Here is a 14,428-nt window from a genome sequence, read left to right on the forward strand (position 1 = left end):
ACCCGCCATACATATAGAGGATATAAAAGACCACAACACGGGCGGCTAACTCGCATTGTGGCTGTTGGTTGTATTGTACGATCTTATTATTGAGGTTGTAAATGGCTTTACACAAGCTATTTTATAGATTCATTTTCTATACTCTTAACTTCTAACATTTTTTGTTCAATCCAATTCATAACCATTTCTGCCTCCTCTAGAGCAATTACTCCCCTCTCGCTTTTATATTTATAAGTTTTGTAAGCCCATAGTAATATAATTTTCACAAATTCAACTGTCTCTAATTTACAGATCGGTTCAATTTCATCTTCTTCCTCATCATAAAATGGATCTTCAATTATTGTATAGTCATTATAAGATATAACGCTGGATGCATTTCCTCCATGTCTATATTCGGGTATATTTCCCCTTAATAAATCAACATAATTCTCAATATCCTTTTTCAAATCTTTAAATCTCCAAGGTATATCAGATCCTAAGGGATCACTTATCATACTGGCGAACTCTAGTGATTTTTCCTCGTCAAAATCCAATACAACCACATTAAATTCATCCATACTTTTCAATTTATATTTATATTTTATCATCATTGAAGTACCTTCCAATTCAGTATATTGGGTATATTGGGTATGCTGAGATTATCTTATCATTTCTTAAAATAAACTCTATTTCCATTCCCGTGCTTGTTTTCCCTATATATTTGTTGAATTTCAACACTGGCTTGATAGACACCAAACTCATTAGGTGGGTCAACATTCCGAAAGGGTACAGGTTTAATGGAAACATCTAAATTTACTATTATGATGCTCGTCTTACGTTCGACTTTTCTGAGTTGATTTTTGGTTTATAATTAACTAACAATATACTTATTACAATTAACAGTAGTCCCACTAATATATTTATAGTTATATTTTCATGTAAAAATAGCGTACTTGTCACTATAGAGACAACTGGTATTAAGAATGTATAAGAACCTACCTTACTTACTTCTCCAGAACCAACAAGTGTGAAATAAATTAACCAACCAATTGCAATCACAAATATCGCTATAATAAGTAAATAGGAAATGAAAGGTGCATTCCATACAACATCCGTCCAATTCTCAGATACTGATCCTGTCCCCGTTAAAATCACCCCACCAATGAGTAGTTGGAGTGCTATTGCCCAAGTTGCATCTACTCTTTCATTTGTTTTTTTCATATACACAACCCCAAAACTCCAGAAAAGAGCGGTCCCTAGCGCTAAAATTACACCTGCGACTGATGATTCGTTGCCGTTAAAACCAGTTGCACTCAATGTAAACACACCAATAGAACCTAAGATTAAACCTATAATCTTTAGGCCATACATCGCCTCACCCAACCAAATCCATGAAAATAATCCTAAAAGGACAGGTTGAAGAAATACAATAGCTGAAAATAATCCAGCAGGCATATAATTTAAACCAACCGTCTGAAGACCATAATATAAAATAATATTAAACAAAGATGAAATTACATAAATATACCAGTTTTCTTTGAATCGCAATGACTTGTATTTAGGTAGAGCAAAAATAACTAAAATGGCCCCACCTATCAGTGTTCTCATCCCTGCAAACAAGATTGGTGGCGCGTATGCTAGTGCTAATTTAGTTAATGGCCAATTGGCTCCCCACATAATAACCAGAACAATAAGATAAATTATTGTTTGATTTTTAGTTAGCTTTTTCAAGGTACTCGTCTCCTTTAAAATTTGGATATTAATTTTACACCCTTCTCACATTTAACTTTACAAAACCAAAAATAAAACGTCTAATATATATATAACGTGGCAATAATACATAATAAGTATTACTAAAAGGAGAAAACAGATGGAATTACGACATTTAAAATATTTCAAAACAGTTGCTGAAGAATTACATTTTGGTAAAGCTGCTAACCGTTTGAATATGGCACAACCACCTTTAAGTCTACAGATTCGCCAATTGGAAGAGGAAATCGGAGTACAACTTTTTCATCGTACAAAAAGAAATGTTGATTTAACTGAAGAAGGCAAAGTTTTTTTAGAAAAGGTTTATCACCTTTTTGATCATTTAGAAGAAGCAATCCATACTGTTAGATTAATGAAAAGTGGGGAGATTGGTGAAATCGTAATTGGTTTTATCGCTTCTACAGCCTATGATATTCTTCCAGCAATCATTAAGCATTATAGAGCTCAATACCCCGCTATTCATGTGGTTTTGAAACAATTGACATCGTCCGAACAAATTAATGCATTAAAAGATGGAACCATTCACGTAGGGATCATTAGTGAACCTATTGAAAGCGAAGAAATAAATCTTCAAATCATAAGACAAGAGCCTTTGATAATCGCCTTACCGAGAGAACATCCATTAGTTGTAAATTCAAAAACTGCATCTCCAATTCAACTCATTGATTTAGAAAATGAAGAATTTATTGTTACAGGAAGACGGGCTAACCAAGGCCACTACGACGGAGTAATTAATTCTTGCTACCAAGCAGGATTTAGTCCAAGGATTGTACAAGAAACTGAAGAAATGTCCACGGTCATTTCGTTGGTTTCTACGGGGATCGGTGTAGCCTTAGTACCAGCATCCATGCACCTATTATTGCAAAATGAAGTGATCTATCGAGAAATCAAAGACAATGAGTTTCATACTGTTACAGCTCTGGTCTGGGATAGTAAAAATCAATCCCCTGTCATACAAACATTCATTGAACTCGTAAATGAATCCATCGTTCCTTTGTTCAATCCATAAGATTAATAGAATGTTCTAAAAGCAGAAACCCGTGGAAGGCACAAGAAATATCGTGCTTCCACGGGTTTCTGCGATTATTCGAAGAGACTAAGTCCGTTGCTACGGATCACTTCCTTGTACCAATAAAAACTTTTCTTTTTATAACGTTTCAGGCTACCATTCCCTTCATTATCCTTGTCCACGTAAATGTAGCCATATCGCTTTTTCATTTCACCGGTACTGGCACTAATGATATCAATTGGCCCCCAGCTGGTATATCCAATGACTTCAGCGCCATCTTTAATCGCTTCGGCTAATTGTATGAGATGCTGTTTCAAATAATTGATTCTATAATCATCTTCAACCGTATCGTTTTCCAAGATATCTACAGCTCCCAGTCCATTTTCAACAACAAACAGTGGAAGTTGATACCTGTCATACAAACGGTTAACTGCAATTCTCAAACCTACAGGATCGATTTCCCAACCCCAGTCAGAAATCTCTAGAAACTCATTTTTAATGCCTTTGGCCATGTTTCCGCCGACTTCCTTTTTCCCTTCCGGTTGTGCCGAAACCGTACGACTCATGTAATAACTGAATCCAACGTAATCTACAACATAATTCTTTAAAATATCTAGATCATCTTTGGTTACTTCGATATGAATATTTTTTTCTTTAAATAAGCGCTTAGTAAATGCAGGATATTCACCGCGAACCTGGACATCGGAGAACAAATAGTACTCCCTTTCCTTTGTCACGGATGTCATTACATCATCTGGCGCACAAGTAAATGGGTATGTTGGGCTGTAGAAAATCATACAGCCGATTTTGCCGTCTGGAATGATTTCATGACAGGCTTTTACTGCTAATGCACTGGCTACAAATTGATTATGAGCTGCTTGATAGATCGCATTGGTATCTTCTTTATCTCTAATTCCTCCGCTAGTAAAAGAATGAACCAATATGCTATTAATTTCGTTAAATGTCATCCAATATTTCACTTTGCCTTTGTAGCGTTCAAATAATACTTTAGAATACTTTTCAAAAAGTGAAATCAACCTTCTGTTTGCCCACCCATTATATTTATCCGCAAGACCCAGTGGTAACTCATAGTGTGAAATAGTTACAACGGGTTCAATTCCGTTCTTTATTAACTCGTCAAATAATTGATCATAAAACTGCAATCCTTTTTCATTTGGGGTTTCTTCATCCCCATTCGGGAAAATACGTGACCAAGCAATGGAGGTACGGAAACATTTAAAACCCATTTCTGCAAAAAGCGCGATATCCTCCTTATAGCGATGATAAAAATCAATCGCTTCGTGAGAAGGCAATTTACCAACAGGTTCCGATAATTTTGAACCGTACAATCCGCCTGTCAGTACATCACTGACAGCGACGCCTTTCCCATCTTCTAAATAAGCCCCTTCCGCTTGGTTGGCAGAAATAGCTCCTCCCCATAAAAAATTATCTGGAAATGTTAGATTCTTCATGTGTATTCTCCTCTCAATTCATGATATTTTATAAACTCAACTAACAAATTTAGCTTTAATTAACGTTAATACTTCTTGAGTATTATCGAGAGTATGCGGAATAACATCGAGATACCGATCTGTATTGGTAATAATAATCGGTGTTGTTAATTCAAAACCTGCTTCTCTAATTTTCTCGATGTTAAATTCAACTAATTTATCCCCGATTTGGACAGAATCACCTACTTTTACAATCGTATTGAAGTATTTCCCTTTAAGTTTCACTGTGTTTAAACCTATATGAATTAATATTTCAGCACCACTCGCAGATGTAACGCTAATAGCATGTCCTGTCCGAAAAACTGTTGTAACAACACCATTCACTGGAGAAGTGATCACCCCTTCTACCGGTTCAATGGCAACCCCTTTTCCCATGGCACCAGAAGAAAAAACTTCATCATTGACATTCGTTAAAGAAAGTCTTTTACCTTGAACAGGCGAGTAAATTATTTCTTCCGAATCATCGTTGTTCGCATTTTTCAGATCAGCAGCATTTCCTGTTTTTTGATTTTTATTTACAGCACCTTTACTTTCATACCCAAAGAAATAAGTAAGGGCAAGTGCAATAAAGAAACTGATTGAAACGCTCAGTACATGCAAGCCAATGGGTGCAAATGCCGGTATACTTAACACGCTATAGAATGAATACGATTTCAATTCAACACCTAAAGATGCACCTAAAGCACCGCCAACGGCACCCGCAATTACAACATAAGGAATTGTTCTTCTATATTTCAAAACGACACCATATAGAATTGGTTCGGTAACACCAGCCATCATACCTGTGATTGCTGCAGGACCGGCAATTGCCTTCAATTTTTTGTCTTTTGTTTTTAGAAAGACCCCTGCTGCAACACCCATTTGAGCAAATGTAGATCCTGCTTTCATTGGTCCGAGCGGATCGCCTCCATTTTGTAAATTTTGCAATGTAATCGGTACAATCCCCCAGTGGAGTCCAAATATTACCAAGAACATATACCCACTACCAAGAACAGCACCTGTTAATAGGGGACTGAAACTTAATAAAACTTGTATTCCATTGGCAATACCTGCACCCACATAAGTTCCAAATGGACCAAATGCTAGAAAGCTTAAAGGTACCATAACTGCTAATGAAACTAATGGAACTAAAAAAAATTGCAAATCTTTCAGTATAATTTTCTTTAATAACTTTTCTAAAAATGAGAAAGCAATGACTGCAATAAAAATAGGGAATATAGAATTTGCATAGCTGACAGGAATAATTGGAATGCCAAAAATATCAACTGCTGCAGCTCCTTTGACTAAAAGGTTTGTATAGTTCGGCTCAAGAAGGGCAGCGCCAATTACAGCACCAATATATCCATTTGCATTTAATTTATTAGCAAGCGTGAATCCTGCAAAAACCGGCAAGAAATAGAATATAGCATTACCAGCTGCGGAAAGTGAGATATAAATACCACTTTCCTTGACCATCCAGCCAAATGTAACACATAATGTTAATAAAGCTTTAAGTAACCCGCCACCCGCTAATAATGGAATCAGCGGGGAGAATGTTCCGGAGATAACATCAAAGACTTTGGGTATTATCCCAACCTTTTCTTGGCTTTTATCCGCTGATGTAGCTGCCGCTTGTGATAAGTTCGTCTGTTTCACGATTTCAAGGTATACTTCAGCCACTCGCCCGCCAATAACCACCTGAAACTGTCCTCCGCTTTCTACAACGGCTAACACATCATCGCTGTTTTTCAGTGCTTCTTTATTTGCTTTGGATCGGTCTTTTAAAATAAATCTTAAGCGGGTAGCACAATGAGTAACTTCATTTACATTTTCTTCTTGACCAACACTTTCAATGATAAATGCTGCTAATTCTGTTGTATTCATTTCTTGCGCTCCTTTTCTTATATTAAAAATAAAAACCTGATAAATTCCGTATGAAGAAGGACTGGCAGAGCGCCTGTTTGAGGATCTTGTCGCACAATGCAAGAAGGAAGGAATCATCGACGGAAGTCATGTGGCGGTCGACAGTGCAGCGATTCATGCCTATGAGAAGAAGCAGCCGAAACGGAAAAGCGAGTTGACCGGAAATGCCAACTGGGGTGCGAAGTTTGACTCTTTTGGCAACAAAGTCAAGTGGTTTGGTTACAAGCTTCATCTTGCCGTCGATACCGCAAGCGAGCTACCCATGGCGCTCTCGGTTACACCGGCTCATGTCAATGACGGCGATATGGCTCCTACTCTTATGGAACGGGTGGCTGTGGATACAAAAGTGAAGTTCTTTATGCTTGTGCACGCTCGGTATGGCTGCTTGTTCATCCTCCAACTATGGAATGGTCGTCAAATTCGATACGAAAAGCGGCTTTCTCCGCTATTCCAGTCAACATCGAGACACGAAGCGCTGGAAGGAACTTTACAACGAAGGAACGAGCGTAGAACGGTGCAACTCTCGGATGAAAACCTATTTGTCCGCAGACTCCTTGCACATCTGGGGCATTCAGAAGGTGACCACTCACCAATATCTGAACGCCATTGTATTGTTGGCTTCTGCGCTGACGATTAACGTTTTATAGTCCACCTGTTAGAACATCACTGACTGACACGCCTTTACCATCTTCTAGATAAGCCCCTTCTGCTTGATTAGCAGAGATTGCACCTCCCCATAAAAAATCTTTTGGAAACGATTGAATGTTCATATGAATTCTCCTATTTTAGAAATTATAATTGTTCAGGTTTGTAACCAATAGCTACCGTATCTATTTCCCCAAGAACTTTTCCCGGTTCTACAAATAAAAGCCCTTTTCCATCCACCTCAATTTTTTCAACACTCTGATTGATATCAATAGCGGAAGCACAGTCAAGCAATTTTTTGATGTAGAAAGTCTCCAGTGGCCTAAACCCTAATTTGGGGTCCCGATGACCATGTGAGGCAATCGTCCAATCAAATTCGTCCCTGCGATTCCATAGTTTATTAAGGCTTTCGATGTAAGTCTGCACATTCATACCGTTTCGATGAATTAAAGACGAGTTTCGCATCACAACATCACCATTGAAGAGCAATCTGTTCGTCCTATCGAGGAGAGCGACAGAACCTGGAGTATGTCCCGGAACATGAATGACCTCAATTTCAATATCCCCTAAATTAAATATTTGTCCATCGTATAGCTCATTTATCTTTTCAGGAGGCCCGGCTTTCAAAAAATCATCCTTATATTTTGGATCAAAATATTGAATTCCGTAATCACCGAAAAGATTGAAAAATTCTTGTTGATAAGAAGAATCCGTGTATAACTCCAACATTAATTGCAAATCTGCAGGATGAATAAACACTTCTCCAAATTGATAGTCTCCACCAACATGATCGTTATGACCATGTGTATTCACAACAATGTAAGGTTTGTCCGTAATACCCTCTACTACTTTACGAATGCTCCCAACGCCACATCCGGTATCGATCAACATGGCAGCCTCAGATCCGACCACCAAGTAACTGTAGATTGCCGGACAATCACTTATACTGTATACATTTTCATATCTTTGTTTTACTTCGTATTCATCCATTACCATTTCAATGCCTCCTCTACAGGTGGTTAGCTCAATCTCAAACAGTCCGATTGCATTCGAAATGCTGAATCAAGGCAATAAAGTCAGAAGCCTTTCTCCGTTGGTAATTGTCTTTTTATCGACGCTGATTTGAATAGCTGAATAATTTGAAGTGTTCGTTACAATAAGTGGAGTAAATAGTTCAAAACCTTCTTCCTTTATCTTAACGCCATCAAATTCAAGTAAGAGATCCCCTACCTCGACATAATCTCCTTCTTTTGCTTTTGCAGTGAAATACTTTCCTTTTAGTTTCACTGTGTCAATCCCAACATGAATCAAAAGTTCAGCTCCGTTGTCCGAAGTAATCCCTATAGCGTGCTTTGACGAAAGAAAATTAGTAATGCGCCCTTGAATAGGTGCATATACTTTGTATTCTGAAGGAATAATGGCAATACCATCTCCCATATCTTTACTTGAAAAAACACCATCATTCATGTCTTCCAACTTTACGACCTCACCACTAAGTGGACTGTATACATCTTCCGAAGTATCTTTTTTTTCTTTATATTCCTTTATTTTCACGCCTTCATTAGATGGTTCATTTGGAGTCTTTTTTGTTTTTTCTTTGTCTTCAAAGCCAAAGAAAATGACAATTAATGCAGAAATCATGATAGATACTAGGACCCCCAATACATACCACCAAAAGGTTGTTCCAAAAAATGTCGGGAATGCAAGGACTCCTGCGAACGCAAATGCATATTGTTTGACTTGAAGCGCCCCAATCAATCCTCCACTGATGGCTCCGCCAATAATGATTGGAAGAAAGGTTCTTTTATACTTCGTAACAATCCCGTATAAAATGGGTTCTGTAACACCTGCAACGATTCCAGTGAAAAACGTTGACAAGGCAAAACTTTTTTGAGTTCTTTCTTTTGCCTTAATAAATATGCCTAGAGCCACTCCCATTTGTGCATAAGTCCCCATTACCCACATTGGGTTGAACGTATCAAACCCATATGTCGAGTGATTAAGAAGTAGAATAGGAATAATCCCCCATTGTAATCCAAACAGAGGCAGAAAGCTGAGGAGTCCCCCGGCAATAATTCCGGTAATAATACCATTCTTCTCCCCGAGAAACGTCATTGCTGCACCTAATGCATCTGTAAGATATCCGCTTATTGGACCAAATATCATAATGGTGAGCGGAACTGTAATAACCAAGGCTACAAGCGGTGTCAAAATCATTCGAATATCTTTATGAAGAATACGATTCAAGAATCCTTCAAGATAAGAATATAGCCACACTGCTAAAATAACTGGAATAACCGAAGAAGCATAATTCATAAGAACCGTAGGTATTCCTATAAAACTTGTTTCTGTCGCATCGTTGGACATGAGAGCAGTAAAATTAGGCTCTAGTAGCGCACCACCGATTACTGCTGCTACATAAGGATTGGCTCCAAATTGTTTTGCTGCAGTAAAGGCAAGAAAAATAGGGAAAAAGTAAAAGAGCGCATTACTGATCGCTGCCAAAACGGCATATGTTCCACTTTCAGGAGTTAACCAACCCACCGAAGTAAAAAGTGCTAGCAAGCCTTTAAGAATACCCGACGCCGCAATGGCAGGGAGGTACGGAGCAAATATTCCAGAAATAATACCGAAAATACGATTACTTAACTTCCCTTTAGACTCCTGTTTATCTTCCTCATTAGTCTCTAGGCCGTTCTTGTTAACTATCGCTTTGTATACTTCAGCTACATCACTACCAATAACTACTTGATATTGACCTGCGCTTTGTACCACTTTTAACACACCATCAAGGTTTTCAAGGATTTCTGTCTTTGCTTTGTTATTATCTTTTAGCTGAAAGCGCAATCTGGTGGCGCAATTGTATAGGCTTTCAATGTTCTCATCGCCGCCAACATGTTCCACAATATTAAGCGCCAATTCATCGTAATTTTTTTTCATTAAAAACTCCCCTTCAGAGATACTCTGGATGTATCTTACTTTGATAAAACAAGTACATTGTTGCAACCAAGCGTTTTTTATAGGTGGAATCTTCTTTTACACTGTACGAAATGTAAGCGATTACGTCTAATACTATTTATATTCGCAGTAATATATATCAAGTATGAATGATGAAAAAATGTAGGTCTTATATAAGATATGAATGATACGCATTTTAAATAGAAGAGCCTTATACTTTGAAATACTCTGCTACTTTGCTAGTTAGTTCTTGTTGGTATAGGCAGAGATTGTTCAAAAATATAAATGTGTTGACAATCAAATATTTATTTGCTAAATTTACGTTGCCGGAAACATATTTTTCGAAAAAACGAGAGGGGTTTTCATATGAATACAATTTGGACACCATTAACAGTAGGAAATTTGAACTTGTCACATCGCTTGGCTCTTGCCCCAATGACTAGATCACGCGCCCTTTATGATGGTACTCCCGGAACACTTAGTGCGGAGTATTACGAACAACGTGCTTCAATGGGTCTACTAATCAGTGAAGGAACCCAGCCATCCGAAGATGGACAAGGTTATTTATCTTCACCTGGTATTTATACTGATGAGCACATTAAAGGTTGGAAACAGATTACAGATCGTGTTCATAATGCAGGAGGATATTTGTTCATTCAGCTAATGCATGCAGGTCGGATGTCACATCCAGAGAATACACCTCATCACCGTCAACCCGTTGCACCTTCAGTTGTAGCTCCAAAGGCACAAATGTATACTGCAAAAGGAATGCAAGATGTTCCTGTCCCACGTGAATTAAGTCTGGAAGAAATTCAGGAAACGATTCAGGACTTCCGCAAAGCTGCAGCAGCGGCGATAGAGGCTGGCGCTGATGGTGTAGAGATTCATGGAGCAAACGGTTATCTTGTACATCAATTTATTTCTGAAAATGCGAATGTACGCACCGACTCTTATGGAGGTTCGATTGAAAATCGCGCTAGATTTGCCATCGAGGTAGCGAAAGCTGTAGCTGAGGAAATTGGAGCAAGTCGTACTGCAATCCGACTCTCTCCTGGGGTTCCTTTAGGTGATCTTAGTGAAGGTACAGACGGTCCTAAAGTATATGAATACTTGATTTCTGAACTTGCTAAACTTAACCTAGCCTATCTTCATATTCTGCATGGTGGCGATGAAGTGATTCTTAAAAATATACGTTTGGCTTGGCCCCATGTACTTATTGTTAATCGACCAGGACGTCCTTTAGAAGAACTGGATAGAGACTTGAAAGATAACTTGGCGGATATGGTGTCGGTAGGAACCTTGGCACTGGCCAATCCTGATTTAGTGGAACGTTTGAAATCAGGGGCATCTTTGAATGAAGCCGACCCTAAAACTTTTTATGGCGGCGACAGCCACGGCTATACCGATTATCCAACGATGAAGTAAAAGTTACTTCTAACCTTTTTGTTCGGCACCCTACTACAGCGAAATAAAAGCTATAGTAGGGTATTTTTTCATTCACACCTCCGCTACTTTACAAGTATTGAATTATTCTCTACGCTTAATAAAAAGTAAAAGCGGAAAGGTGAAAAGTAATGAATAACTTTGAAGAAGAGAACCAGTCTATATCTAATACGTCTAATTTTGAGAAAGAAATGCAAGTCATCCAGCAATTCCCCATTAACTTTGCAGTGTTTTCCATGGCGAGATCACATCGTAGTTTAGCCGCACACTTGTTGCGTGAAGTTGGTCTATTTACAGGTCAAGAAATTATGTTGATGCAGTTAGGAGAGCAAGACGGACAATCGCAGCAGAGTCTCGGGCGGACTATGCGACTAGATCATTCAACGATTGCCAAATCAGTTCGGCGGTTAGAAGAATCAGGGCTGGTCACTCGCTCCAGATCGCCCAAGGACGGACGCGTCACCCTAGTTACATTGACTGAAACTGGCCGAAAACTCGTGGATGAAGCTGTTACCGTTTGGACAAAAATGGAGGAAGTTGCTTCACAAGATCTCTCGGAACAAGAACGTGAGCTTTTAATCTCGGTATCTCATAAAATTTCATCCAACTTAGAGGGTTTCCTATAAGCCTTCATATACGGCTGAAGACTGGCAAGTAACATCAATTTTCCTTACAGAACTAAAACAAATTATCCCCTTTTAGTAGACAAGAGAAAAAAGACATCTGTTAAGATGGACTTAATCTTGCCTAACAAAGGGGATTTTTTCATGGCTAAAAAAAGACAAACCTTCGGGCGTACTCCTTGGAATTAAAATTGGAGGCCGCTCGGTTGGTCAATGAAGAATATATGAGTATACGTGAAGTTGCGAAACGTTTAAATATTCAAAATAAATCTCAAGGTCCTCACTCTGTCTCAAACATGTATTGAAAAAAAACCCATTTATTAATTACATTTGTCTCAACTATAATGGTTACTCACACCGCAATTAAAAAATTTAAATCTTGTAAGCCTTCATAGCTTTTCTTAACTCTTTGAATGAAGGACGTTTGCCATACATTAAGACGCCCGTACGGTAGATCTTGGCGGCCAGCCAACCGAACAACAAAATGGAGGCGACCAGTATACCAAGTGACAGCCAAATTTCCAGCAGGCTCGCCCGCTCCAGACCAATCCGCAACAGCATGACAGTCGGCGAGAAAAATGGGATATACCCGGCCACCTTTACGAAAATCGTATCAGGTGCGGCGATATTGAAGATACCGATATAAAAGGCCGCCAGTGACAGCACGGTAATCGGCATGATCGCCTGTCCCAACTCCTCGGTACGGCTAACGATAGAGCCCACCGCAGCAAACAATACTGCGTACAGAAAGTAGCCGAGGATGTAGAATACCAGACCATAGCCCAATACCGCGATATTCAGTTGCGACAGATCCAGCCCGGCTGAGCTAAGGATGACATTATTATGCGGCAGCATAAGGTTAGCGCACACAACGGCTGCAAAGACAGCAATTTGCAGCAGGCCGACCAGGAAAATGCCGATAATTTTTCCGAACATCTGGGTCAACGGTGAGACGCTTGTGATGAGAATCTCCATGATACGTGAGCTTTTTTCCGATGTCACCTCTGCAGCAATCATATTCCCCGTCATCATGGAGGAGGTGAAGAATAAAATCATCAGTACATAGACCAAACCATAGTTAATCATAGAGGTCTCTTTTTTCTCTGTCCCCACGGCTCCCCCTGCCTCAGACGGACCGTCTACTTCCCTGCTATCCACCAATACAGGTGTGCTAATTTCACGAATTTGATCGCTGGTCAATGCATTGCCGCCCATAATGGCTTTGACCTTAGCTTCCTGAAGTCCCGTCTGCAACAATGTAATTACAGCAGGAGATGGCTCTTTTTCTACAGAGACGTACTCCACTTTAGGAAACGCGTCTCCCTTGGCGGCAGGCTCCGTGAACTGCACGTAACCTTGCAGCTCCCCGTTTTTCAAGGCTTGCTGCATTGCCGGCGTTTGTACGCTGTCATAACGCACCCAGATGGCTGCGGGGCTGGATTGCTCCTTGGTGAATTGCTCCAGCTGATTCGCCACTTCTATCTGGCTCCCGGCAATCAGTCCCAAGCGATGATGCTCGGCTGCCGTTGTGCCCGAACCTCCTGCCCCATCTCCTTTAAACAAAGAAATCAAATACGGCAGATTCATACCAATCGTAATGAGCAAGGCCAGTACCAGCGTTGTAATGATAAAAGATTTGGTTCTCGCCTTCTGACGAAACGTAAAACCGATCACCGTACCCAGTCTATTCATGGGAATCCCCCACCTCTCTTATGAAAATCTCGTTCAGCGTAGGTTCCTTGATCTCAAAATGCTCTACATCCGTTTGCTCCAACGCCGTTTGTAAAATCAGCTTCGCCGCATCCGGCTGCTCAATATGCAGCATCCAGCCGCGATCCATAGGCTCTGCACGGCGCACGCCGGGCAGCTGCTCCAGTCCATTCACTTCACCTGTAGTAATGAGACGAACTTTTTCACGTGGGTAACGGCCCTTAATCTCCTGCACACTTCCCTGCACAACTGTATTTGAGCGATGCAAGATCGTAATATGGCGGCACAGTTCCTCCACATGCTCCATGCGGTGGGTCGAGAATAAAATCGCAGCCCCATCGTCCCGCAGCTCTTTCACCGTATCCTTAAGCAATTCAACGTTCACTGGATCAAGCCCACTGAAGGCCTCATCCAAAATAAGCAGCGTTGGGCGATGCACAACAGCGGCAATAAAGCCCATTTTCTGCTGATTCCCCTTGGATAGCTCCTCAATCCGCTTGTCGTAGTATTCCGGCACTCCAAAGCGTTCCAGCCAGTAGCGTAGGCTTTTGTCCGCCTCCTTGGCCGACATGCCGCGCAGCCTGCCCAAATAGTTAATTTGCTCGCTCACCTTCACCTTGGGGTATAGTCCACGCTCCTCAGGCAAATAGCCCATCGTCCGCTGAAGCTCCTTGCTGTAGGGCTTGCCCTCATATTGAATGCTTCCTCCATCAGGGTAAATCAGGCCGAGCACCATGCGCATCGTTGTGGTTTTGCCTGCTCCATTGCCTCCCAGTAATCCGTAAATCTCCCCGCCGTTCACATTCAGCGAAATTCCGTTCACCGCCGTGTGGTTCCCATATTGCTTCACGACCTCTTTCAATTGCAGCATGCTCATG

Annotated in this window: 11 protein-coding genes and 2 pseudogenes; 4 read left to right on the plus strand and 9 right to left on the minus strand. The window is 40.3% G+C overall.

All coding sequences use genetic code 11. The features are described 5' to 3' along the window. Positions 1-116: 116 nt before the first annotated feature. Both ACUYLD_RS11065 and ACUYLD_RS11070 read right to left on the minus strand, forming a co-directional pair. Positions 117-587, minus strand: a complete 471-nt coding sequence (locus ACUYLD_RS11065; RefSeq protein WP_446675184.1) for a hypothetical protein — start codon at positions 585-587, stop codon at positions 117-119. A gap of 211 nt (positions 588-798) precedes the next feature. Next, a complete protein-coding gene (locus tag ACUYLD_RS11070) occupies positions 799-1,710 on the minus strand; it encodes a DMT family transporter (RefSeq protein ID WP_254351274.1) in 912 nt (303 codons plus the stop codon). 139 nt (positions 1,711-1,849) lie between these two features. On the opposite strand from ACUYLD_RS11070, the gene ACUYLD_RS11075 reads away from it, so the two are divergent. Then, positions 1,850-2,758 carry a LysR substrate-binding domain-containing protein gene (locus tag ACUYLD_RS11075; protein WP_446675031.1) on the plus strand — a complete coding sequence of 303 codons (909 nt, stop codon included), beginning with the start codon at positions 1,850-1,852 and terminating at the stop codon, positions 2,756-2,758. A 74-nt stretch (positions 2,759-2,832) separates the two neighbouring features. Here the strand turns inward: ACUYLD_RS11075 and ACUYLD_RS11080 are convergent, their stop codons facing one another. After that, entirely contained in the window at positions 2,833-4,230 is a 1,398-nt protein-coding gene (locus ACUYLD_RS11080; protein ID WP_250259507.1) for a glycoside hydrolase family 1 protein, read from the minus strand. A 36-nt stretch (positions 4,231-4,266) separates the two neighbouring features. Next, entirely contained in the window at positions 4,267-6,132 is a 1,866-nt protein-coding gene (locus tag ACUYLD_RS11085; protein ID WP_254351276.1) for a beta-glucoside-specific PTS transporter subunit IIABC, read from the minus strand. A gap of 61 nt (positions 6,133-6,193) precedes the next feature. Here ACUYLD_RS11085 and ACUYLD_RS11090 point away from each other — a divergent pair. After that, positions 6,194-6,818, plus strand: a pseudogene (locus ACUYLD_RS11090) (transposase); the annotation flags it as partial. Here ACUYLD_RS11090 and ACUYLD_RS11095 read toward each other — a convergent pair. From ACUYLD_RS11095 to ACUYLD_RS11105, 3 genes and pseudogenes are all read right to left on the minus strand, one after another. After that, a pseudogene (locus ACUYLD_RS11095) lies at positions 6,819-6,941 on the minus strand (family 1 glycosylhydrolase); the annotation flags it as partial. Positions 6,942-6,963: 22 nt separating this feature from the next. Then, positions 6,964-7,812 (minus strand): MBL fold metallo-hydrolase, encoded by an 849-nt coding sequence (locus tag ACUYLD_RS11100; RefSeq protein ID WP_250267372.1) that lies wholly within the window; start codon positions 7,810-7,812, stop codon positions 6,964-6,966. 66 nt (positions 7,813-7,878) lie between these two features. Then, on the minus strand, positions 7,879-9,756 hold the full coding sequence (locus tag ACUYLD_RS11105; RefSeq protein WP_446675032.1) for a beta-glucoside-specific PTS transporter subunit IIABC: 1,878 nt from the start codon (positions 9,754-9,756) through the stop codon (positions 7,879-7,881). Between the two features lie 384 nt (positions 9,757-10,140). On the opposite strand from ACUYLD_RS11105, the gene ACUYLD_RS11110 reads away from it, so the two are divergent. Both ACUYLD_RS11110 and ACUYLD_RS11115 read left to right on the plus strand, forming a co-directional pair. After that, positions 10,141-11,199, plus strand: a complete 1,059-nt coding sequence (locus ACUYLD_RS11110) for an alkene reductase (protein WP_446675033.1) — start codon at positions 10,141-10,143, stop codon at positions 11,197-11,199. Between the two features lie 149 nt (positions 11,200-11,348). Then, positions 11,349-11,843 carry a MarR family winged helix-turn-helix transcriptional regulator gene (locus ACUYLD_RS11115; RefSeq protein WP_250259512.1) on the plus strand — a complete coding sequence of 165 codons (495 nt, stop codon included), beginning with the start codon at positions 11,349-11,351 and terminating at the stop codon, positions 11,841-11,843. Positions 11,844-12,212: 369 nt separating this feature from the next. Here the strand turns inward: ACUYLD_RS11115 and ACUYLD_RS11120 are convergent, their stop codons facing one another. Further along, positions 12,213-13,532 (minus strand): ABC transporter permease, encoded by a 1,320-nt coding sequence (locus tag ACUYLD_RS11120; RefSeq protein ID WP_322172541.1) that lies wholly within the window; start codon positions 13,530-13,532, stop codon positions 12,213-12,215. Then, entirely contained in the window at positions 13,525-14,427 is a 903-nt protein-coding gene (locus ACUYLD_RS11125; RefSeq protein WP_069291013.1) for an ABC transporter ATP-binding protein, read from the minus strand. Before ACUYLD_RS11125 ends, ACUYLD_RS11120 begins: the two co-directional genes overlap by 8 nt. Position 14,428 lies beyond the last annotated feature (1 nt).

The sequence above is a fragment of the Paenibacillus sp. SER-28 genome (assembly GCF_052906305.1).

What these genes read in the sequence shown, in the direction of transcription:
- ACUYLD_RS11110 (WP_446675033.1), top strand. Translation starts at nt 10,141, where the DNA reads ATGAATACAATTTGGACACCATTAACAGTAGGAAATTTGAACTTGTCA.
- ACUYLD_RS11125 (WP_069291013.1), bottom strand. Translation starts at nt 14,427, where the DNA reads ATGAGCATGCTGCAATTGAAAGAGGTCGTGAAGCAATATGGGAACCAC.
- ACUYLD_RS11115 (WP_250259512.1), top strand. Translation starts at nt 11,349, where the DNA reads ATGAATAACTTTGAAGAAGAGAACCAGTCTATATCTAATACGTCTAAT.
- ACUYLD_RS11105 (WP_446675032.1), bottom strand. Translation starts at nt 9,756, where the DNA reads ATGAAAAAAAATTACGATGAATTGGCGCTTAATATTGTGGAACATGTT.
- ACUYLD_RS11085 (WP_254351276.1), bottom strand. Translation starts at nt 6,132, where the DNA reads ATGAATACAACAGAATTAGCAGCATTTATCATTGAAAGTGTTGGTCAA.
- ACUYLD_RS11080 (WP_250259507.1), bottom strand. Translation starts at nt 4,230, where the DNA reads ATGAAGAATCTAACATTTCCAGATAATTTTTTATGGGGAGGAGCTATT.
- ACUYLD_RS11100 (WP_250267372.1), bottom strand. Translation starts at nt 7,812, where the DNA reads ATGGTAATGGATGAATACGAAGTAAAACAAAGATATGAAAATGTATAC.
- ACUYLD_RS11120 (WP_322172541.1), bottom strand. Translation starts at nt 13,532, where the DNA reads ATGAATAGACTGGGTACGGTGATCGGTTTTACGTTTCGTCAGAAGGCG.
- ACUYLD_RS11065 (WP_446675184.1), bottom strand. Translation starts at nt 587, where the DNA reads ATGATAAAATATAAATATAAATTGAAAAGTATGGATGAATTTAATGTG.
- ACUYLD_RS11075 (WP_446675031.1), top strand. Translation starts at nt 1,850, where the DNA reads ATGGAATTACGACATTTAAAATATTTCAAAACAGTTGCTGAAGAATTA.